Source organism: Marinilactibacillus sp. XAAS-LB27, from assembly GCF_036039175.1.
In the GTDB taxonomy this organism is placed as follows: domain Bacteria; phylum Bacillota; class Bacilli; order Lactobacillales; family Carnobacteriaceae_A; genus Marinilactibacillus.
Genome location: NZ_JAYXKP010000001.1, coordinates 433,704 through 453,274, shown reverse-complemented (window position 1 = coordinate 453,274; position 19,571 = coordinate 433,704). Strand labels below are relative to the sequence as shown.

Sequence of the window (19,571 nt, the reverse complement as noted above, 5' to 3'; positions counted from 1 at the left end):
GTATTGACTCTTTTGTAAAAAAAACGTAGATTAAGTTAATGTATATGTATTAAGAAACTTGGAGGATATAATGGATATTTTAGCCTGTAGTCTTAGAAACTTGAAGATAGACAACCACTATGATCCAATTTATATAGAAAAAGGTAATAATGGGTTGGGGTTTTTTCTAGTATACAAAGATCAATGTGTTAAAAACATAATAAATTCAAGCCTTTATAAGTACCAGTATGGTCAGGATGAAGTAAATAAAGTAAAGAATAACGTACTTTGTTATTTACACTTTGATGATTTAAAATTAGAAGAAATAAAGAGAAGAGCTTTGGTTAACAATATTTTTACAGCTGCACATGTTTTTTCAAATGCTTTATGGTTTGTAAAAGATAATGCTGTTACTCCACATATGGCAACTATGTCAACTGACGAATTTGGAAAGTATTCTCCGATTGGTTTGAGGAGAAATTTATACGTATCTAATTCAAAAGGTGAGTATGAAATCATGAACTTCACTAAAAAAGAGATAGTATCCGCAACCCGTTGGATTGAGAAATTAGAAGGTTTTAATTCAACAAAAGACATGACAGGCGAACGTTTTTGGGAAAATGAGCTTCAAAATATGAGTGTTTTATTGAATTTTAATATACCAAGTTTTGATAGAGCTTACTATTTTTTACAAAGCACTAGAAGACTAGATTTTTTACCTGCTAAAATTGCAGGTTATATAAGTATCTTAGAAACGTTATTCGTCATAAAAGGAGATAATAGGAAAAAAGCCTCAGAAAGAACAGCCGCATTAATTGGTGTAGATAACGACGAAAAAATAAAGTTGAAGTCAACAGTTACTAAAGCTTACGATATAAGATCGGATTATATACATGGTTCCTTAATTAATGAAGGTACGAACGAACTGATATCCGTTTTAAGTTATGAAATTGATGAGATAGTCAGAAGGGTATTTAAAGAGTTGATATTGAATAGAAGTGATCTTAATAATGAAGCAAAGAGTAATAAAAGGGTAAATAGAGAATTTCAGAAAATGGTAGATACTATGAATGCGGATTTTAATTCGTAAATATGTTGAATAGTCTCAAAAAAACTACCTCTTTAAGGTATGCAATTCCTACCGATAGTAAATAGTAGGAGGAGATTTGAATGAAAAAATTAGTTCTCGACAATTTAGAAATTGATGGTAAACCTTATACAGTAAGGTTAGACGTAACAGAAGATGATTTCGGACCAACGGTTTATGATTTAATGTTCGTAAATACTGGACAACTTTTGAATGAACCTTTTTTGTTTTTTAAGACAGGAGATTATAGTTTAGAACCAGATGAAATTAAACTGACGGATATTTTCTCATCAATCTCTGAAGATAAAGGCATAGGCTCATTACTATTAAATTATCTTTTTGATTTTGCAAAAAATGAAGGGTATTCTAAAATAATAGGTAGTATGCATTCTACTAGTGAAACATCACTTGAAAAGCTCGAGCATTTCTATAAGAAAAACGGGTTTGTGATTGATGGCAATACGATAACTAAAAATATTAAAGAGTAGCCACTAGGCTGCTCTTTTTCTTTGAACAAAATCAGAAAGGAGAATTGAATGAATAAACTCAAAGAAGACATTGAAGAGTTGCGTTGTCGTAAGCCTACCAACGTGTGGGGCTATATCATCTCAATCTTTAGTATTTGGTACGGCATCTTCAATATACTAAACGGTACCTACTTGTTGAGTCGTATTGAACCTTATCTGCAGAGGATTGTCTCAGTCGATATATTAGCGTATTTTTTATTAGTTTTCAGTACATTGAAACTGCTAGGTATTATCTTCAACAACACACTAGCCAGAAAAATAGGTATATGGGGCCTCACAGGAATGTGGAGTGGCCTTTTTGTTTTAGCTCTAACATTCTCATTCGGGACAGGCTATCCACATGCAACGTATGGTTTTAATGCGTTGGCATTGGTCATTTGTTTAGTCGTGTCATTTAAAGGGGATTATCGGGAGTGAATCAAATCTATCAAATACTAGCAATAGCATTTTCAAGTGGGATATTAGGAACGATTATATCAGTCTACTTTACTCGCAGGACTTCTAAAGAAGAGAACGAAATCAAGATGCTAGATAGGCTATATAAAGAAATTGAGAGATTGGATGCGATTGTTAAGACGTTGAGAACGAGTATCGAAGTTTTAGAGGGCGATAAACGGGACTTACGCAATCAATTAGACGAAGCGGAAAGACAACTTTCGGATGCAAGAAATGAATTAGATCAATTAAAAAAGAGTATGGAGGAAGATTAGATGGATATATTGAAATTTATTTTTGACGAAGGATTGATTATGATTCCCACGCTTTACGTACTGGGAATGTTTATGAAAGATTCTAAAAAGCTGCCAGATTGGACGATTCCTTTTATTCTGTTGTTTATCAGTTTAATTTTGACACCATTATTGATTGGTGGATTTACAGCTGAAAATATCGTGCAAGGTATTCTTGTAACTGGTGCTGCAGTATTAGGCGATCAATTAGTGAAACAATACTCGAAAGGTGGAAAATAATATGATTGTTTACGGATTATATCTAGATTTACCAAAGTTCGTTGATTACAGGAGCCAGGTAGTAAAGCATCCCACTAAAAAGTTTCCAGTCTTGAATATACAGTTAAAGACAGAAATTGCCATTCACCACTCATTGACTCGAATTGGTTTGTCTGGATCAAACGCAAGAGGGTATTCAAGTTACCATGTGAATACATTAGGGTGGCCAGGTATTGGTTACTCATATGTTATTGAACCAGATGGGACTATCAAGTTCTGTAATCCAATCAACTGGAGAACTTACCACGTAGGAAACAGCAACAATATTGCAGTAGGAATTGTCTTAACAGGCGACTTCCGCTATGATAAGCCCACTCCAGAACAAGAAGAATCCCTACGCTTACTGGTAGCGAGAATCAAGCAAGATCAGAAACAGATTAAACGAGTTCGATCACACAATGAGTATCCAGGATATTCTTGGAAAGCTTGTTGTGTATTTAAGTATGAGCAAATTCTCAAAGGTGCTACATCGACACCAAGTGCGCCTAAACCAGTAGCCGGTAATAAATATACTGTACAAGAAGGAGATACATTCTGGGGTATTGCGAAAGGAAAAGACTTTGAAGTCATTGATTTAGAACATGCTAACCCAGGAGTGGATCCAAAAGGCTTGAAGATTGGACAAGTGATCACTTTACCGTCTGCAGGTAACAAAGCAACTCCTGAAGAGAAACAAAGTACTAAGTATCATGGTAACTCCATTTCAAAATATCTAGAATCAATCGGAGAAGATGGCTCATATGATAACCGCGCCAAGTTAGCAGCTAAGTATGGCATTAAAGGATATCAGGGAAGTGCAGCACAAAACCTGCAGTTATTAGGTATCTTACGTGATGGCGCAAAAGCTCCAAGTACGGAAGTCGTCAAACTGAATAACTCAATCGCTGTTGGCCAATCGGTCACATTACCTGCAGGTAAGTTATATGCTCAAGGGAATGCAGTCAATCCAGTCAAGAATGCAAAGCTGACAGCTAAAGTAGATAAAATCGACAATAACTGGCGCAACTCTGTTCGATTGATCAATAGCAAAGGGACTTATGTAGGATTCGCTCGTTTAACTGATTTGGGTGGTGGGTCTGTTCCAACGACTAATAATAGATCAGTGGATGCAGTAGCTAGAGAAATTGCGTTTGAGAAACACAGCTGGGGAGATAATCCTGGACGTGCTCAAAAGCTACGTAAAGCTGGTTATAAACCAGATGAAGTACAGAAACGAATCAATCAATTATTGAAATAAAATTAAATTAATGTAAAACAAAGAGCCCTTACCCGCATATCAGCTATTGGTAAGGGCTCTTTTTAATTTACCAATTCATAAATTGGCCATTCAGAAAGATCTTCTTTTTCTTCGGGAGATAATTCTCCGATTCTATCTATTATATCACTGTCTCTAAGCAATATCCCTAAACAGATATCTTCGAATTTTTCTTTAGTCTTATTTCTGGTATCACGCAATTGTTGCATCTCCAAGAATGTTAATTCTCTTTGTCTAATTATAACTTGATAAAAATTAATCAAATTGATTGTATCAGCAGACATATCAACTTGCATTTTACCTATGTCATAAGCTAATTTTAGAAAATCGTCGGATTTTGAACGATCATAAGTCTTGATTATATCTAATAGATAACCGTTAATAAAGTCACTATGTTCTATATTGTCATTGTACAAATCCTTGATATTATTTAGTACGATATCTTTATCAAAATGGTACACTTTTTCTAGGTTTTCCCTTGGAATTAAAGAAGGATATATTTTCATAGAGGGACTCTCACCGTAAAAAAAAGAGTACTTATTATCTAACAAGAAAATGTTCTCAATACCTTCAGGAGTCAATAATAAATAATATAGATTATCATTTAATGTAAAGGTCCTAATGCTAGCTTGCTCATCAATTGTATCTTCCCAATTGACCATGTTTTCAATTCCGTTTTTAGTATTTTCTTCAAGAGAAAAATAATCAAAATCTAAAGATATAGATAACTTTGAAAAAATCATATAAACACTTTCTAAGAAATTGTTGAAATTTCTCACTTCAGTTAGTTTACTTGATTCAGTTTTACTAAATTGTTCGAGTATATCAAAGTCGTGGTCTCTTACATTGAAACCATTATCAATTAATGCCGATAACACTTTTACTTTATGAAATAATTTATCAAAGGTTTTGAATTTTTTCAGATCGTAGGAAAAATTTACCATGTTATGCTTATACTCGTATTTTATAAAGTCATCTATATTGAATAAACTATAATTCTTCTCAACATCTATTATTATATTGGCCATTAAATCCATATGAGGGCCTACTTTTATAGGCTCGTTGTAATTTGCGACTTGTCTATGTGAATCCGGAACTACCATGGCTATAGGTATGTCTATTCCTTCGGAACTTTTATAGTACAAAGTAGCGCCACGATTAAATATTTCGTAGCCGTAACTGGTTCGATTAGGAATTTTTGCAGATAGAGTTTTGATTTTTTCAAGTGGTATATGAATACCTAAGACACTATCGGATTGAGCATTTTGATTTTCTAAAAAATAATTCAAATCAGTTTTTATGTCCGCTACGCTTTCTGGGAATTGATGAAATTTTTGCGTTATGCTTTTACCACTTGTATCTATATTTTGCAATTCAAAGGGAAGGAAGTGCTTAAAATATATTATTTCTTCTTTACCACTTACATAAACTACAAAATAGATACAACCGTTTATCTTTTTGAATCCTTCAATGTCAGTGGTGTTTACAGAAAATTTTCCTGATTTAAAAATTCTGTTATTTGTAGTCCCTTTAATTTGAACATTAATGTGTCCCAAAAAAGATTCCTTCTTTGTTTGCTCTCCTTCCTCTACATCGTAAAGTCTGATGTAACCATCTAAAAGAGGAGTTTTATCTTCGGAATTAAAGCTAGTTTGTATGGACGAGGTTTGTTCTAAAACACTTTCTAACTTTCTAGTAGCAGCCTTTTCAATTTGTTCTTTATTTTTTTTCATAAATTTAGCCTACTTTCGTTAGCTTATCATCTTTTGTTATTCCACTTAAGTATATCAAACAATTCTATATTTCGAATCTGATCAAGCGTAATTCTTTTCTCTGCATTATCACTGTTATTACGACGAACTTCCAAAACCACTTTATTATTCATAAATCCCAACACCATACCGATTACATCAGGATAATATAATCCATCTCTAAGTATTGTTGCTTGAATCGCAACAGGTAGCTTAGTCACGTATGCAGTATATAAAACTTCAGCAATGGATTCCTCAGTCATTTCTTCTTTAGCTTGTATCTCTCCAGATTCATCTTCACGCTTCATCTTCCTTATATAATCTTTTTGCTCAGCGAGAATCATACCTTGCCATTTCATTTTACCTCTATCTACATAACCCATTTTATCAGGGTTCAACAATATTACTTCTTCACTCATGGTCATTCTCCTTCAATTTATCTTCTATCTCATTTTCTATAAGTATCAAACTACTCTCTCCTAACCCCCAGATATCTTCTTCTATATAAGTAAGTTCATTTTCAACTTCCACTAAATCACCCCACTAAACGAATGTGCGTTCCGTATATGATGATTATAGGAACGTTTGTTCGAATAGTCAATTAAAAAGAGTAAGATGAATCTATATTTTAAGAAATGTTAACGTAAAATTTATAGAAAGTTGATACCTGATATTTTATAATGAAACAAAGGAGAGGATGGAATGCAACTTGATAAAGAAGCTTTACTATGTACATTGGACTATCAGATATACGAATATCATTATGATGAAGAAGTCATAGTGTTCTGCAGAAAAGATAACGGTAAATACATAGAACATTTTTTGGTAAGTGAAAATAAGCTAAAGATATCCAAATCTTTTATTAAGAGTCTTTTTAATAGAACGAAAGCCTACGAAACAGATTTGCGGACTTTGCGGAAGATATTAGTAGCAAGCATGTAAATAGGGGCAGAAAAGGGGCAGAGTGACTGCCCCTTTTTCATATCTCTTCATGAATCTTCATTTATAAAGTAGTCCAAAAAGGCTTGATTGCAAGTTTATCATACCTCATCATATATACTCTTTTCGTCGTGCAAGATATGGACTACCCTATACATTTAGAAAATTTGGAAGAGGTTATTTAAAAAATCCTATTTATAGTATCTAACTATGTTACTATTGGTCTATCATAAGTATATTCAAAAAGGAGATAGTAATGACTGAAATTCAAAAGAGGCTTATAAAACAAATAAATAATGGAGTAGTAGTACCTTTTGTAGGTGCGGGATATAGTCGATACTATGGGTATCCAAGCTGGAACGAACTCCTCAGTAAAACAGCAAAAAAGATTGGTGTCGAAGATTTGGAGTATGATGATTTAGGAAAAGGCGACCCTTTACAAATTGCGCAGTCGTTATTGCATCATTACAAGACAGAAAATTACAAAGAAAAAAAAGAATCGATAATTATGGAGATTGGAATGGAAGGTCCCGACACTTCTGAATTACCGACGAATGAATTATTGTCTAAAGTAATAGAAGGAGAAATTCAAGACAGGCTTGAAAATGATTTTTCTAGAAAAGTATTGGAAGAAGTACATATTAGTGAGCATAGAAAAGATAATGAGGCTATAAAGAAATTAGATAAATTAAGTAAGTTAGAAATCAGTCACGTTCTTACAACCAACTATGAAGAGGTCATGGAAAAAATTTTTCCTCAACACAAAGTATTATCACCCGGAACTAATAGAGAACTAACTTGGAACGATAGTGAAAAATCAATAATTAAAATTCATGGAGACAAAAATTCTCCTGAAGGTATCATTTTTACTCATTCTCAATTTTATAAGTTTATCCATGACTTTGGTTATTTCAGAAGTAAACTTTATACCTTGTTTTCAAGTAATGTTATTTTAATGATGGGTTATGGGTTCAATGATTTAACTATACACCAAACATATTTTCAGTTTATAAGGGATTATAGCGACGAATTGAGAGAAGATAAGTTCTACATGGTCTTAACTGCTTACGATAAAGAAAAATGGGGTACTTATTATGAATACTATATTAAATTTCTAAACTCATATAAAATTAACGTTATAGAAACAGTAGATTTACCTAGTTTTATTGATCAACTGGTGGATGAGGCTGAAATAGAAAGAGCGAGTACTGATATATCTGGGCAATTTGAACATCAAGATAAAGATTCGGGTGAGTTTACCAAGGCTTTATTATCTATTTTTAAATCAGAAGATGAAAAATGGTATATAAGTGATGATGCTTATCTTAATAAAAATGTGCTAGAAGCACTGATTAAAATTTATAAAGGGCCATATATATTAAAAGGAAAACCTTTTAATCTAGAGAATGAAAATTCAAATAATCCAGATCATGAATATGGATTAAAGATTTTTGATTATGCTACCGAATTAGTGAATTCCACTAATAGTTTGATAAAAACTCGAGATTTCGTAAAACTTACAAATCTTTCCCTCGATTTTATAAATCATACCAACGATTTTTATTGGATAGATAGTCGCTTAGAGAGATTTCTAAACCTTTCCAATTTGTTAAACGAGGAGTATCTCGAGGCGGATCTTGAAATTGGCAAATTATTGTATGATGTACTTGAAAAATGCCATCCTCGACGCTACATGACTTCGAATCCTGCTGGTAGAACTTTATTAGATAGAATCAAGGATATCTCAACTTATCACATGTCTAGTTATTTCGCTTATATTGAAACTATTTCAGATAATGTTTGGGGAATTGGCACAGTAAATTTATACTGGTTAGAAGTGATCAAAGAACATTGCGAATATACTTTCGATATACCTTGGGATAAGATTGAAAACACTATATAGATAAATTATTAAATAAAAATTATATAATATTTTATCTTTATTTGTAGATTAGAAACCTTTTTTATTTTGTAAATTTAAAAAAGGATAAGTAAATAATAGTTGTAACTATTAATATCATATTTAAAATCTTTCTGTATTGAGGAGCTTATAAAGTTAATTTGTGAGTGTTAAGTGTGTATAAATTTACGAACTAGCAAATAGTTTATTAAACTAATCTTTGAGAATGAAATAGAAAGAACAAGTAGTGAAAATTAGTGAAATCATTTTGCATTATTTTTGCATTCATTCGTAAAAATATTTCGTTAAAAGCTGATGTGGAGCTTAAAATATTAAATAGTTCGAATCCCTTATTCTCCTTTAGGGTATGAAACAGAAGAAATATGCAAGGTGAGAAAGGTCTTATAAACGTTGAAAACCAACGTTTATAAGACCTTTTTTTGCGGGAAATATAGAGAATAATAAAGTTCTATATTCTTCATAGATTCCAAAGAAGATGCCACATGGTATTTTGCATTCAGTCCAGAAAATTTTTTAAAAGAGCTTATATTTAACTTTTAATATCTACCCTTGAATACTAATTCTCCGTCATCAGTTACTTCAGTAACAATCAGTGTATCAGAATATACTTTTGAGCCTGCACGAATATAAGCATTCGCCATGTCTTTTTTTATAGTTCCGTCACTAAGCTCATATTCCATAAGAATATTATAATCTCTTTCTATTACTTGAGAGCTTATAAATTCATCGCTTTCTCCGGGTTGAAGAGCGGAAGTTGAACCAAAATCAAAATCTTTTTTTGCCCTTGAATCAGCTGAAATACTCGGGGATAAATAAAAATTAATAGATGGAACTAATTGATCCGTATCATTTTCAACACTAATGGAATTTTCTATTTGAAAAGGCCCATAAAAATACCGAAATAATAATCCACCAGTTAATATAACAACTAATGAAAGTAAAGCGATTATGGTTTTTTTGTACATCATATTTCTACACCTCTTCCTATGAATTGAAAATAATACTATAATCTAAATGACGTATAAAGCAAATATAGATACTATTTTCTATTACTATAAATATAAAGAATTTGTTTAACAAGAGGTGATAATGATGAAACAGAGCACTAAAGATAGAATACTCGAAATGTTAAAAACTGTTTTGGTTTCTCTAAATCTAGTACCGATACTGGAAATAATAGTAAAGCGTGATACAACACCCTTTTTAATAGTACTGGGTGGTATTTTAATTACACTGGTTTTATATGTACTTTACACGGTGATTATAAGTAAGCTTCTAGAGATTTTTCAGAGAAAATATATGTTTCGTTATTTGAAGCGAATTTCAGCAAATCAACATCGTTAGAATGAGTTCATTCCATATAAGTTATTATCTTTATATAAATATATCATTCTTGCTTGATTGTTTTATGTTGATTATATTCTTAAATTTATAAGCATAGTTATAATTTGTTTTAATATAATTCAGACAATCTAGTAGAGGCTCATTTATACAAATTCAATCTTAAAATGAATATTTTATCAAATGATAGGTATAAATAACAATCGAATTAAATAAATAGTAAATATAAAAATAAGTTGTTAAATCAGTCATAATGATACTTTTTATTTAAAGTTGTCACAATTAATATGAAAAAAGATTAATATCTATAGTATAATTTAGCTTATCGAATAATAGAGGTGACTTACGTGGAACTTACTTATGATTGGGTAAAAAAGAAACTAAATTATGACTTGAATCATATTTGCGGAGACCAAATGGTCTTTGCGCTAATTAATGAACAGGGATATTATAGTAATTATTTTCTAGAAGCAGAGAAAGTGCCTTCTCCATATGAGTTAAAGATATTTAATCAAGTAGTGAAAAAATTAACCTTAAGAGAATTGTATGATAAGATCCATTGTACAACCATTGCTTAAAACCTAATGAATTATAGTTTTAACTTATCTATCTAGAGTACACTTTAAAGGTCTTACGGAATATAAGAGATCCTACTTAGGATTTCTTATACCCTTTATGAGGGTTACGTTATGGTAGGTATGAACCGATGGATCTTCAATAAGAATTTCAATTGATTCAGTACAAAAGAAAAGACTAAATCGAAATGCTCTTTAGATTTTTGCGAAATCTTATTGACAAAGATCGAATATTCCTGTAATATATTTTTTGTTGCTGTGTTCTTAATATATTTCACTTTATTTATACAGGCCCCTTGGTCAAGCGGTTAAGACACCGCCCTTTCACGGCGGTAACACGGGTTCGAATCCCGTAGGGGTCATCCATTTTAAAGGCGCAGTAGCTCAGTTGGTAGAGCAACGGATTGAAGCTCCGTGTGTCGGCAGTTCGACTCTGTCCTGCGCCATGCAGAGCAGAAGAGCTCTTGATTTAACAAGAGGATAGGGGTATAGTTTAACGGTAGAACAATGGTCTCCAAAACCATCGATGTGGGTTCGATTCCTACTACCCCTGTGGTTCAATTAAATATTATGGCGATTGTGGCGAAGTGGTTAACGCACCGGGTTGTGGTCTCGGCATTCGTGGGTTCGAACCCCATCAGTCGCCCTTTGATTTTTGGGCTATAGCCAAGCGGTAAGGCAGCGGGTTTTGATCCCGTCATTCCCCAGGTTCGAATCCTGGTAGCCCAGTAATGAAAAAAACGATATCTCAATTAGAGATATCGTTTTTTTATTGTCTACTTTTTGCGAAGGGGAGACGGTGACCTTTGTAATTGAAAATCTGTCCAAAATAAGAAGGCTTTGCTAGTACGTCATAATTCAATACAACGAACTGGTTTCTACTATTAATCCTACCAGTCAGTGAAAGACGTGTATCTTTTTCAACTTCGTAAAGAAAAGCATAGGCCTGTTTTCCTGTAATCAGGCAGTTGAGTTTGTGTGTAGACGTAGAGAAAGTGAATCTGCATAAGGGGATAGCATCGGTTGTTTTAAGCACTTTAATTTCTTCTGAAACCACATATCCTTCAGTCATGATGACATTCATATAAAACCCTCCGTAATTATATAGTAACCGAACGTTTGTTTATATTAAAATTATAAACAAACGTTCGGTTAAAGTCAATGCTTAAGAATTCTAATGGATGAGTTTGTTGAAATCTGATTCTAAATCGTTTAGTATTAAATTATTCGAAATAAAAATATAGTAATTTAAAGAGAGAAAGATAAAGATGAGCAAAAATAAAAGCAAATTGATGTTAGGTATTGGAATTCTTTTAGTTCTACTAGGTGGATACGCCTTTTTCCTTGATCCTATTATAGGCGGAATAGGTTTTCTATGTGGACTTTGGACCATTTTTTTAGCAATAAAAGCACTACACGGAAAATCATTGTTTAAAGATTCAACTGAAGAAGACGAAAAAAGGTAGCCCTCGGGCTACCTTTTTGTTTACTCATTCTCTGAATCTTCTTCGGATGGGGTAGTAGTAGTATCTTCCTCATCATCAGAATCATCGTTATTATTACCATTATTCCCCGAGTTATTATTATCGTTTCCGTTATTTCCATTGTTCCCGTTATTGCCGTTATTTTGGTTATTATTTCCACCATTATCAGCGGGTTCTTCTGGCTCAGCATCATCATCTTGAGGATCGGGAACGTCTTCAGTGTCTTCCTCGGTATCCTCTTCTTCTTCAACAGGTTCTTCAGTATCTGCCTCAGGCTCTTCAGGTTCTTCTTCTTCTTCCTCCGGCTCTTCTTCCTCAACTTCCGAAATTGTAAGGGTCGTTGTAGCGGCAGGTCCAGTTTTACCGTATGCCTGAACAGAAAGACTGATTTGCATCGTTCCAGGATCTGGTTCAGAAACTGTATAAGATGTATCGCCCGTAGTAATCTCTTGACCATTTACAGTTAGAAGATAAGCAAGTGTTTCTTCTTCATTTGTTAACTGATAGTCGTTCCAATTAATGGTGACTTCGTTAGCTTCTTCATTATAGCTTGCGCTTAGTCCACTTGGTGCAGATAATTCTTCACCAAATGAAGTCGAGACAGAAGACGGTTCAGTACCAGCTACAAATAACTCCGTTACAATTGAACTCGTTGGTGTATTTGGTCCAGGTAATTTAGCTGGGTTAGAACCTGCTTCAACTCTAACTTCAGAGACAGAAGAGGGTTTAGTCCAGTCCGTATTATCTAAACCTTGAGAAACTTGGCTCATCAAAGCTTGATAGATGTCTCTAGGCAATTGTCTTGTTCCATCATTGTTGCTCAACCAGTTGCCTGGTTCATATTGCTTGTCATAACCAGTCCAGACAGATAGCGAGTAATTAGAAGTATAGCCAACATACCATGAGTCGGGAACTGCATCTGAAGGAATATTTAGTTCTTCAACCTTGTCAGTGGGATAGTTTGTCGTTCCTGTTTTCCCTGCTTGAGGTACACCAGGAATGCCGACTGTACTATTGTAATTTTCAGCAACATCTTTTAACATATCCGTTACCATATAAGCCGTATAATCAGACATCGCTTTGTTTGTTTCAGGAGTTAAATTAATTTCTTGTCCATCTTGAGTGGTAACTTTAGAAACCGTATAAGGTTCTGTGTGATTTCCGCCATTAGCAAAAGCGGAGTATGCGCCCGCTAGTTGCAAACCGGAAATCTTTCCACTAATAGCATTTGAAGGAACAGGTTCAGAAGAATCAGAAATCTCCGCAGGATCTATACCCACACTTGTTAAAAACTGTTTGATATCCGACATTTCCAACTCTTCAGTGAACAATCGAGCGGTTGGGATATTTCGTGAATCGACCAAAGCCTCACGCATACTGATTTGTCCTTTATAGCGACCATCATAGTTTCTCAGTGGTGAGCCATCAGGATAATTCCATTCTTCATCCATTAATTGGTGGTACGTCGAGAATTGATTAGATTCAATAGCCGGGCCATAAGTGGTTAATGGTTTAATAGTCGAACCAGTTGGTCGATCGGTATGGGTTGTTCTATTTGTGAGTAGTTGACCTTCTTGTAAACGACCTCCGACAAGTGCTTTTACTTGTCCTGTATTAACGTCAATTAAAGATATCGCTGTTTGCAGCTCGTCATCTGGGAAAGCAACATAGTCATTTGTGTTCGCTATATCAAATGCGGCTTGTTGTGCTTCCATATCAATGTTTGTTTGAATGGTTAATCCGGCAGTTTGTGGATCCAAACCGGTTTTTCTTCTAGTTTCATCTAATACTTCAACTAGATAACTATCAAATACTTGATTATTTTGTTCTTCTTCCGTACGATCTTTCAATCCTTCAGTAACAGGGATCGCCTTAGCTGTTTCTGCTTCTTGAGCAGTAATATGGCCTTCATCTCGCATGACATTCAGTACAACGTTACGACGATTTTCAGCTGCTTCAGGATCTACATAAGGATTATAACGGTTGGGGGCTTGAGCCATTCCAGCAAAAAGCGCTGCTTCTTGAACTTCTAGTTCAGAGACGGGCTTATCATAATATTCTTCAGCAGCAGTAGAGATACCGTAAACATTACCACCTAAATTAATTTTGTTCATATATAATGTAAGGATTTGTTCTTTAGATAGTTCGCGTTCAAGTTGAATTGCTAGCCATGCTTCTTGAGCTTTTCTTCTTAGTGTTTGATCTTCTCTAGCTGTTGAGAACACAGAAAGTTTGACCAATTGCTGAGTCAAGGTACTACCACCACCGGAAATACGTCCTCTATTGGTAACGAAGCCTACAGCTGCTCGCGCAATACCAATTGGATCGATACCAAAGTGATTATAGAAGTTTTGATCTTCGATCGCAGTCATTGCTTCTTTCATGACTTCTGGATAATCTTCTGCGGAAGCATAGTCCCGATTTTCTGCACCTAGTGTATAAAAGACTTCACCGTTAGTGGCTAGAAGGTCGGTTGAGAAATCTCCGTTTAAGTTTTCATTGGTAATTTCTGGGGCACTGGATGCGTAATAAGCGAAAAGTCCACCCCCGGCAACAATAGCTAAAAGAAATAGTAAGACTAAAGAAAGAAGAATTCTCTTAAACCAAGATTTCTTTTTTACTGTTTTCTTTGGCTGTTTTTTATTCTGTTTTTTAGATTGTTTATTTTTCTGCTTGTTTTGTGTACGAGACATGTTTTGATCAGACATAAGTTTCTCCTTTACTGTTCGAAATGTTCATTGAAGCATCCAAAATAATGGTTATAATCTATCTTGATGCTTGTCGGATTTTGCAAAATACCTAAAGCTTTAGTGTCACTATACAGAAGAATTATTAAGAAATGTTTGACTGGATCATTTGATCAACCGCGTCGAGATAAGGGAGACGCGGTGAGAATCCGTAGTTTATTTCTATGCCTTCTAATTCAATTTGTTTTAAAGGAATCGATTTTTTCCCTTTTTCTTCAGATTGCTGATTCCACCACCAGTTCAGTTTTTCGAAAGGTAGGACAAACACACGATTCAACGAACTAAACCTCAAAAGAATAAAACAAATCGCTTTCTGGTCACAGCAGGCTTTCATATGAAGAATCTGATGTTCATGGAAGTTCTTCAAGGGGAAACTCGTTTTGTTTTTCGTTTCTTTAGCTTCAAAGTCCAAATAAAATCCCTTGTAAACACCGTTATAATCTGTTGTTGAAGCTTTTTGGTAATAGGCTTCCGTGATTTTGGCAGCACTTCTTTTAGGATAATTTACGTTAACCACTTGGATAGGAATGGGCTTTTTATGAATAACAGCCAAACCTTTCGCTAAGTATTGTTCATTGGTCACATTAAGATCATTTTCCAATGTCATACCACGGTTACTATAAGTCGTTTTTTTAGTTTTCACTTGCTTTTTTGCTTGTACTTTGTCAACATTAACCTGATAAGACTGACCGTTAGGATACTTAATATTCATTGTGCTCACGCTCCTTTAAGAGTGATCAACTAGTATAATACCAAACAAATGAACGGTTTGGGAAGAAAGGTGTGAAAATTTATCAAAAATTTATACGTAAGTGGCTATAGATCTTATGAACTTGGTATATTCAATGATAAAGATCCTAAGCTTTTTTATATAAAGGCATACTTTAAATCTCGTCTACTTGAATATATTGATACTGGATTAGAATGGGTCCTGATTAGTGCTCAATTAGGTACAGAACTCTGGATGGGGGAAATCGTCATCGAGTTAAGAGAAACTTATGATATTAAATTGGGTGTCTTGCTGCCGCATGCAGGATATGCTGAAAATTGGAAAGAAGGCAATAGAGCCGTTTTTGACCAGGTTATCGCTAAAGCAGACTACAGCAACTTTACTTCTAGCCAACCTTACCAGAATCCTTCGCAATTAAAAGGGAATCAACAATTTCTTATTGATCATACTGAAGGTTGTTTGCTTTTTTATGATTCAGAGAAGGAAGGTAAGCCAAAGTTCTTACTAGACATGATAAATGGCTACAAAGAGAGTCACACATATGAGATAGATTTTATTGAATTTGACGAACTTCAGTCCTTCGTAACAGACTATGAAGAAAATCATTTTGAAAGCTAGCTTTTATTTATTCTGATAATTTGGTACAATTAGATTACAAAGTGACAGATTTCACTTTTTTATACAAGATTTACCTTAAATAGGTTAAAAGTAACCGAGGAACTAGGGGTGCAAAAATGATGAATAGAGAATTAACTCAAAAAGAGATTGTTGAAAAAGACTTTAAAACAACTATGCGCGGATATAACCAGACTGAAGTAGATGAATTTCTGGATGTCGTGATCCGTGATTATGAATCTTTCCAAAGCGAAATCAGTCAGTTGAAAACAGAAAATGACCGCTTAATGGATAAGTTAGACGAATTTTCTAAACAAGTCGCAGCTAAACCACAAGGTCAGAACTCAAATGGTTCATCTGTTACAAACTTTGATATTCTTAAAAGACTATCTAATCTTGAAAGACATGTATTCGGTTCTAAACTGGACGACGAGTAGAAAGTTAAATAAATGTGCAAATCATGGATAATCGCACGTTGTTTTAAACAATGTGAGGAAAGTCCATGCTCACACAAACTGAGATGTTTGTAGTGTTCGTGCGTAGCGAAAAAATAAGCTACGGCTCTATTCTTACGAGTAGATGACGGCAGAAAAAAGAGCTAAGGCCTAGGCTATGCTTGAGTATTCTTGAAAGTGCCACAGTGACGAAGCAGTAGGGGAAACGCTACTGGTGGAACGCGGTAAACCCCTCGAGTGAGCAACCCAAACTTATGGTAGGGGCACTTTTCTCCTGGAAATGAACAGAGGGAAGAGGCAATTTTAAATTGCAGACAGATGATTATCTCTGAGAAAATGGCCTGATCATTTTCTCTAGACAGAACATGGCTTATAGTGATTTGCACATTTGTTTATGATGTGTAGCGGCTTTTCTTTTTGAGAAGCTGCTAGATAAACAAACATCATTTTGATTCAGGAGCTATCCTCCCCGAATAGGGAGGATTTATTTTTTGCATTTTTATGTATGGATGAAAGGAATCGAGGTATGAAAGAACTTTTTGTTATTCCGATGGTACTGTATGGTGTGCTAATGGGTATTATGATCTGTATAAACAGAGCTAAGTCAAAGTCTGAAAAATTAACTCAAACCGTTGCGACCGAAAACTTGATGACTACCATGTTTGGGGACAAACTATCTAAGAAAAAAGAAGTCGTTATTAAAATAGTATTATTTCAATTTGTCCTCTTATTCGGTTATACTTTGATTAGTTTATGGATGAATATTACCGTACCTATAACGAGATATTTTATACTTGTGATGTTATTTGTATTAATAGTCGAGTTAATTGCTCGTATGCTCACGTTACTGAAAGCGAGTAGTTCAAAAGAATTAGTCGAACGAAAAAAGATTTCTGACATTGCGCCTTACATATATCTTGTGGTAATCGCAGTCAGTATCGGAACTATGCTTTAAAATAAAATAAATGAAAGTAGGGATGAACTTGACGTATAAACTTTTAGCAACAGCAGCTAGTGGGATTGAAGCGCTAGTTGGCAAAGAATTAAAAAATATGGGATATAAGGTTGAAATAGAAAACAGCCGTGCACGTTTTGAAGGTGAAAAAGAAGATATTGCGAAAACAAATTTGTGGTTAAGAACAGCCGATCGAGTCAAAATTATTGTTGGAGAGTTTGAGGCTACTACATTTGATGACTTGTTTGAGCAAACAAAAGCATTGCCATGGGATGATTTCTTGTCAATTGATTCAGCTTTCCCGGTTTCTGGAAAGTCTCATAAATCAACGCTTTACAGTGTGCCAGATGTTCAGAGAATCGTCAACAAAGCTATTGCAGATAAGATAAAAGACGTTTACCACAGAAGTGGAATGCTTCCAGAAAGTGGCGCGAAAGTTCCGATCGAAGTATCGATTTTGAAAGATAAAGTATTACTAACAATCGATACAACAGGACCAAGTCTTTTCAAGCGTGGTTATCGTTCTGATAAAGGTGGCGCACCACTTAAAGAAAATATGGCGGCAGCTCTAGTTATGCTGACAACTTGGAGAAAAGATCGTCCATTTGTAGATCCAGTATGTGGATCAGGTACGATTGCCATTGAAGCAGCATTGATTGGTCACAATATCGCTCCTGGATTCAATCGTTCGTTCTTATGCGAAGAGTGGGACTGGATGCCTAAAGAAATGTGGGCAAAAGTGAGACAAGATGCTGAAGATCAAGCTGATTATGATGCAGAATTAGATATACTTGGTACAGATATTGACCATAGTATGATTGAAATTGCGAAAGAAAATGCTATGGAAGCTGGTCTTTCTCATAGTGTCAGATTCAAACAAATGCAAGTAGCGGATTTTACAACAGATAAAGAATTCGGTGTAATTGTAGCAAATCCTCCTTATGGGGAACGTTTGGGTGATCCAGAACAAGCAGCTCAAATTTATCGCGATATGGGTAAAGCCTTCAAACCACTTAAAACTTGGAGTAAATATATTATTACAAGTGATTTGGACTTTGAAACGCATTACGGAGAAAGAGCTACTAAGAAGCGAAAACTCTATAATGGATATCTTAGAACAGATTATTTCCAATATTGGGGAAAAAGAAAATAACAATGCGTTAAACAGAGACCACTTTCTCAAATTTCTATTTGAGAAAGTGGTCTTTGATGTTTTTAGACTAAAATATTTCTATTGATAAGGAGTTAGAATAACTGAAGTAGTTGGTTTATAATGAGATAAAAATATAAATTAAAATAAAATTTTTTGGTTTAATTTTGATGACTGATTTATTTTAGAGGAGGAAAAAATGGAAAAAATTAAAAGTACATATGGTGAACATGTTTCACAGTTTGGCGAATTACATATACCTGAAACTTCAGGCCCTTGGCCAGTCATTGTTAGTATTCATGGAGGTTTCTGGAAATCAAAATATCAATTGGATGAAAGTAATGACCTGGCAGTGGATTTGAGTAAGCGAGGATATGCTGTCTGGAACATTGAATACAGACGCGTAGGAGAGATTGGTGGCGGTTGGCCGGGAACTTTTTTGGACATTATTGCAGCTGTTAACCATCTTACTCAATTAAAGAGTTTATACGATTTAGAGCTTACTAAGGGAATAACTTTGATAGGACATTCAGCTGGGGGTCATCTAGCATTATGGGCCTCGTCAAATGATAAATTCACAGATGAAACTATTGAGCTAAAGGTACCTATAGAAAAAGTCATTAGTCTCGCTGGGGTAACTGATCTAGAACATATGCTACTTATTCATAATAGCCAAAAACCATTAACCAGTCCAGTTTTGGACTTCATTGGCGGAACTGTAGAAGCGTTTCAAGAGCGGTACAATAAAGCTTCGCCGGCAAACTTACTACCCCTTCGAACACCTCAGGTTTTGATACACGGGATGGAAGATAGACATGTTCCGATTGAACTTAGTACGGATTACTATAATAAGGCAAAAGCAATGGGGGATGAGATTGAAATAGTCAAATTATCAGGCATTGAGCATTTTGGAGTTGTCGACCCAGCGTCTAGTGCTTGGAAAAGTGTTCTTCAATATCTATAAGTAGAGAAAAATTGAAATAGATTTTCTTAAATGAAGTACTAGTAAGACAATCGGCGTCTTTCTTTACTTTGCTTGTTTTGACAGGTAAA

At 34.5% G+C, this 19,571-nt stretch carries 20 protein-coding genes, 5 tRNA genes and 1 other RNA gene; 20 read left to right on the top strand and 6 right to left on the bottom strand.

Going from position 1 to position 19,571, the window contains the following annotated elements:
* The first annotated feature begins 70 nt into the window (after positions 1–70).
* The 6 genes from VXN63_RS02145 to VXN63_RS02120 all read left to right on the top strand — a co-directional run bounded on the left by VXN63_RS02145 (position 71) and on the right by VXN63_RS02120 (position 3,837).
* Complete coding sequence (locus VXN63_RS02145) at positions 71–1,069, top strand: hypothetical protein (RefSeq protein ID WP_327756318.1); 999 nt, start codon at positions 71–73, stop codon at positions 1,067–1,069.
* 80 nt (positions 1,070–1,149) lie between these two features.
* Positions 1,150–1,554: a GNAT family N-acetyltransferase gene (locus tag VXN63_RS02140; RefSeq protein ID WP_327756317.1), complete on the top strand. Its 405-nt coding sequence runs from the start codon at positions 1,150–1,152 to the stop codon at positions 1,552–1,554.
* 48 nt (positions 1,555–1,602) lie between these two features.
* Positions 1,603–2,010: a hypothetical protein gene (locus VXN63_RS02135; protein ID WP_327756316.1), complete on the top strand. Its 408-nt coding sequence runs from the start codon at positions 1,603–1,605 to the stop codon at positions 2,008–2,010.
* Complete coding sequence (locus VXN63_RS02130) at positions 2,007–2,303, top strand: hypothetical protein (protein ID WP_327756315.1); 297 nt, start codon at positions 2,007–2,009, stop codon at positions 2,301–2,303. The genes VXN63_RS02135 and VXN63_RS02130 overlap by 4 nt, the downstream gene beginning before the upstream one ends.
* Positions 2,304–2,561 carry a phage holin family protein gene (locus tag VXN63_RS02125; protein WP_327756314.1) on the top strand — a complete coding sequence of 86 codons (258 nt, stop codon included), beginning with the start codon at positions 2,304–2,306 and terminating at the stop codon, positions 2,559–2,561. It abuts the gene before it with no gap.
* 1 nt (position 2,562) lies between these two features.
* Positions 2,563–3,837 carry an N-acetylmuramoyl-L-alanine amidase gene (locus VXN63_RS02120; protein ID WP_327756313.1) on the top strand — a complete coding sequence of 425 codons (1,275 nt, stop codon included), beginning with the start codon at positions 2,563–2,565 and terminating at the stop codon, positions 3,835–3,837.
* Positions 3,838–3,899: 62 nt separating this feature from the next.
* Here VXN63_RS02120 and VXN63_RS02115 read toward each other — a convergent pair whose 3' ends face one another.
* Both VXN63_RS02115 and VXN63_RS02110 read right to left on the bottom strand, forming a co-directional pair.
* Entirely contained in the window at positions 3,900–5,588 is a 1,689-nt protein-coding gene (locus tag VXN63_RS02115) for a DUF4365 domain-containing protein (protein ID WP_327756312.1), read from the bottom strand.
* Between the two features lie 26 nt (positions 5,589–5,614).
* A complete protein-coding gene (locus VXN63_RS02110) occupies positions 5,615–6,025 on the bottom strand; it encodes a hypothetical protein (protein ID WP_327756311.1) in 411 nt (136 codons plus the stop codon).
* 776 nt (positions 6,026–6,801) lie between these two features.
* Here VXN63_RS02110 and VXN63_RS02105 point away from each other — a divergent pair.
* A complete protein-coding gene (locus tag VXN63_RS02105; RefSeq protein WP_327756310.1) occupies positions 6,802–8,448 on the top strand; it encodes an SIR2 family NAD-dependent protein deacylase in 1,647 nt (548 codons plus the stop codon).
* 554 nt (positions 8,449–9,002) lie between these two features.
* Here the strand turns inward: VXN63_RS02105 and VXN63_RS02100 are convergent.
* The gene (locus VXN63_RS02100) at positions 9,003–9,434 is read right to left on the bottom strand and encodes a hypothetical protein (protein WP_327756309.1); all 432 of its coding nucleotides are present in this window, start codon (positions 9,432–9,434) and stop codon (positions 9,003–9,005) included.
* Between the two features lie 720 nt (positions 9,435–10,154).
* Here VXN63_RS02100 and VXN63_RS02095 point away from each other — a divergent pair.
* The 6 genes from VXN63_RS02095 (at position 10,155) to VXN63_RS02070 (ending at position 11,111) form a co-directional block, all read left to right on the top strand.
* Complete coding sequence (locus VXN63_RS02095) at positions 10,155–10,385, top strand: hypothetical protein (protein ID WP_327756308.1); 231 nt, start codon at positions 10,155–10,157, stop codon at positions 10,383–10,385.
* Positions 10,386–10,672: 287 nt separating this feature from the next.
* Positions 10,673–10,744 (top strand) — tRNA-Glu (locus tag VXN63_RS02090).
* Positions 10,745–10,755: 11 nt separating this feature from the next.
* Positions 10,756–10,828 (top strand) — tRNA-Phe (locus VXN63_RS02085).
* A 36-nt stretch (positions 10,829–10,864) separates the two neighbouring features.
* Positions 10,865–10,935: transfer RNA gene (locus VXN63_RS02080), tRNA-Trp, on the top strand.
* A gap of 20 nt (positions 10,936–10,955) precedes the next feature.
* Positions 10,956–11,028 (top strand) — tRNA-His (locus tag VXN63_RS02075).
* A gap of 10 nt (positions 11,029–11,038) precedes the next feature.
* A tRNA-Gln gene (locus VXN63_RS02070) sits at positions 11,039–11,111 on the top strand.
* 40 nt (positions 11,112–11,151) lie between these two features.
* On the opposite strand, the gene VXN63_RS02065 is transcribed toward VXN63_RS02070, so the two are convergent.
* Positions 11,152–11,466: an ssDNA-binding protein gene (locus VXN63_RS02065; RefSeq protein WP_327756307.1), complete on the bottom strand. Its 315-nt coding sequence runs from the start codon at positions 11,464–11,466 to the stop codon at positions 11,152–11,154.
* A gap of 184 nt (positions 11,467–11,650) precedes the next feature.
* On the opposite strand from VXN63_RS02065, the gene VXN63_RS02060 reads away from it, so the two are divergent.
* On the top strand, positions 11,651–11,848 hold the full coding sequence (locus VXN63_RS02060; protein ID WP_327756306.1) for a hypothetical protein: 198 nt from the start codon (positions 11,651–11,653) through the stop codon (positions 11,846–11,848).
* Positions 11,849–11,868: 20 nt separating this feature from the next.
* Here the strand turns inward: VXN63_RS02060 and VXN63_RS02055 are convergent, their stop codons facing one another.
* Both VXN63_RS02055 and recU read right to left on the bottom strand, forming a co-directional pair.
* Entirely contained in the window at positions 11,869–14,574 is a 2,706-nt protein-coding gene (locus VXN63_RS02055; protein ID WP_327756305.1) for a transglycosylase domain-containing protein, read from the bottom strand.
* 124 nt (positions 14,575–14,698) lie between these two features.
* Positions 14,699–15,325 carry a Holliday junction resolvase RecU gene (recU, locus tag VXN63_RS02050; protein WP_327756304.1) on the bottom strand — a complete coding sequence of 209 codons (627 nt, stop codon included), beginning with the start codon at positions 15,323–15,325 and terminating at the stop codon, positions 14,699–14,701.
* Between the two features lie 81 nt (positions 15,326–15,406).
* Between recU and VXN63_RS02045 the strand changes: the two genes are divergently transcribed.
* The 6 genes from VXN63_RS02045 (at position 15,407) to VXN63_RS02020 (ending at position 19,482) form a co-directional block, all read left to right on the top strand.
* Positions 15,407–15,961, top strand: coding sequence for a DUF1273 domain-containing protein (locus VXN63_RS02045; RefSeq protein ID WP_327756622.1), 555 nt, complete (start codon positions 15,407–15,409; stop codon positions 15,959–15,961).
* 116 nt (positions 15,962–16,077) lie between these two features.
* Positions 16,078–16,395: a cell division regulator GpsB gene (gene gpsB / locus VXN63_RS02040; RefSeq protein ID WP_305067555.1), complete on the top strand. Its 318-nt coding sequence runs from the start codon at positions 16,078–16,080 to the stop codon at positions 16,393–16,395.
* Between the two features lie 19 nt (positions 16,396–16,414).
* An RNA gene (gene rnpB, locus VXN63_RS02035) (RNase P RNA component class B) lies at positions 16,415–16,791 on the top strand.
* A gap of 148 nt (positions 16,792–16,939) precedes the next feature.
* Positions 16,940–17,368: a hypothetical protein gene (locus tag VXN63_RS02030; RefSeq protein WP_327756303.1), complete on the top strand. Its 429-nt coding sequence runs from the start codon at positions 16,940–16,942 to the stop codon at positions 17,366–17,368.
* Between the two features lie 22 nt (positions 17,369–17,390).
* The gene (locus VXN63_RS02025) at positions 17,391–18,521 is read left to right on the top strand and encodes a THUMP domain-containing class I SAM-dependent RNA methyltransferase (RefSeq protein WP_327756302.1); all 1,131 of its coding nucleotides are present in this window, start codon (positions 17,391–17,393) and stop codon (positions 18,519–18,521) included.
* Positions 18,522–18,717: 196 nt separating this feature from the next.
* The gene (locus VXN63_RS02020; protein ID WP_327756301.1) at positions 18,718–19,482 is read left to right on the top strand and encodes an alpha/beta hydrolase family protein; all 765 of its coding nucleotides are present in this window, start codon (positions 18,718–18,720) and stop codon (positions 19,480–19,482) included.
* Positions 19,483–19,571 lie beyond the last annotated feature (89 nt).

Bases quoted from the DNA above. Each gene is read 5' to 3' on its own strand.
- VXN63_RS02145 (WP_327756318.1), top strand. From the start codon at position 71: ATGGATATTTTAGCCTGTAGTCTTAGAAACTTGAAGATAGACAACCAC.
- VXN63_RS02140 (WP_327756317.1), top strand. From the start codon at position 1,150: ATGAAAAAATTAGTTCTCGACAATTTAGAAATTGATGGTAAACCTTAT.
- VXN63_RS02135 (WP_327756316.1), top strand. From the start codon at position 1,603: ATGAATAAACTCAAAGAAGACATTGAAGAGTTGCGTTGTCGTAAGCCT.
- VXN63_RS02125 (WP_327756314.1), top strand. From the start codon at position 2,304: ATGGATATATTGAAATTTATTTTTGACGAAGGATTGATTATGATTCCC.
- VXN63_RS02120 (WP_327756313.1), top strand. From the start codon at position 2,563: ATGATTGTTTACGGATTATATCTAGATTTACCAAAGTTCGTTGATTAC.
- VXN63_RS02115 (WP_327756312.1), bottom strand. From the start codon at position 5,588: ATGAAAAAAAATAAAGAACAAATTGAAAAGGCTGCTACTAGAAAGTTA.
- VXN63_RS02110 (WP_327756311.1), bottom strand. From the start codon at position 6,025: ATGAGTGAAGAAGTAATATTGTTGAACCCTGATAAAATGGGTTATGTA.
- VXN63_RS02105 (WP_327756310.1), top strand. From the start codon at position 6,802: ATGACTGAAATTCAAAAGAGGCTTATAAAACAAATAAATAATGGAGTA.
- VXN63_RS02100 (WP_327756309.1), bottom strand. From the start codon at position 9,434: ATGATGTACAAAAAAACCATAATCGCTTTACTTTCATTAGTTGTTATA.
- VXN63_RS02065 (WP_327756307.1), bottom strand. From the start codon at position 11,466: ATGAATGTCATCATGACTGAAGGATATGTGGTTTCAGAAGAAATTAAA.
- VXN63_RS02060 (WP_327756306.1), top strand. From the start codon at position 11,651: ATGAGCAAAAATAAAAGCAAATTGATGTTAGGTATTGGAATTCTTTTA.
- VXN63_RS02055 (WP_327756305.1), bottom strand. From the start codon at position 14,574: ATGTCTGATCAAAACATGTCTCGTACACAAAACAAGCAGAAAAATAAA.
- recU (WP_327756304.1), bottom strand. From the start codon at position 15,325: ATGAATATTAAGTATCCTAACGGTCAGTCTTATCAGGTTAATGTTGAC.
- gpsB (WP_305067555.1), top strand. From the start codon at position 16,078: ATGATGAATAGAGAATTAACTCAAAAAGAGATTGTTGAAAAAGACTTT.
- VXN63_RS02030 (WP_327756303.1), top strand. From the start codon at position 16,940: ATGAAAGAACTTTTTGTTATTCCGATGGTACTGTATGGTGTGCTAATG.
- VXN63_RS02025 (WP_327756302.1), top strand. From the start codon at position 17,391: ATGAACTTGACGTATAAACTTTTAGCAACAGCAGCTAGTGGGATTGAA.
- VXN63_RS02020 (WP_327756301.1), top strand. From the start codon at position 18,718: ATGGAAAAAATTAAAAGTACATATGGTGAACATGTTTCACAGTTTGGC.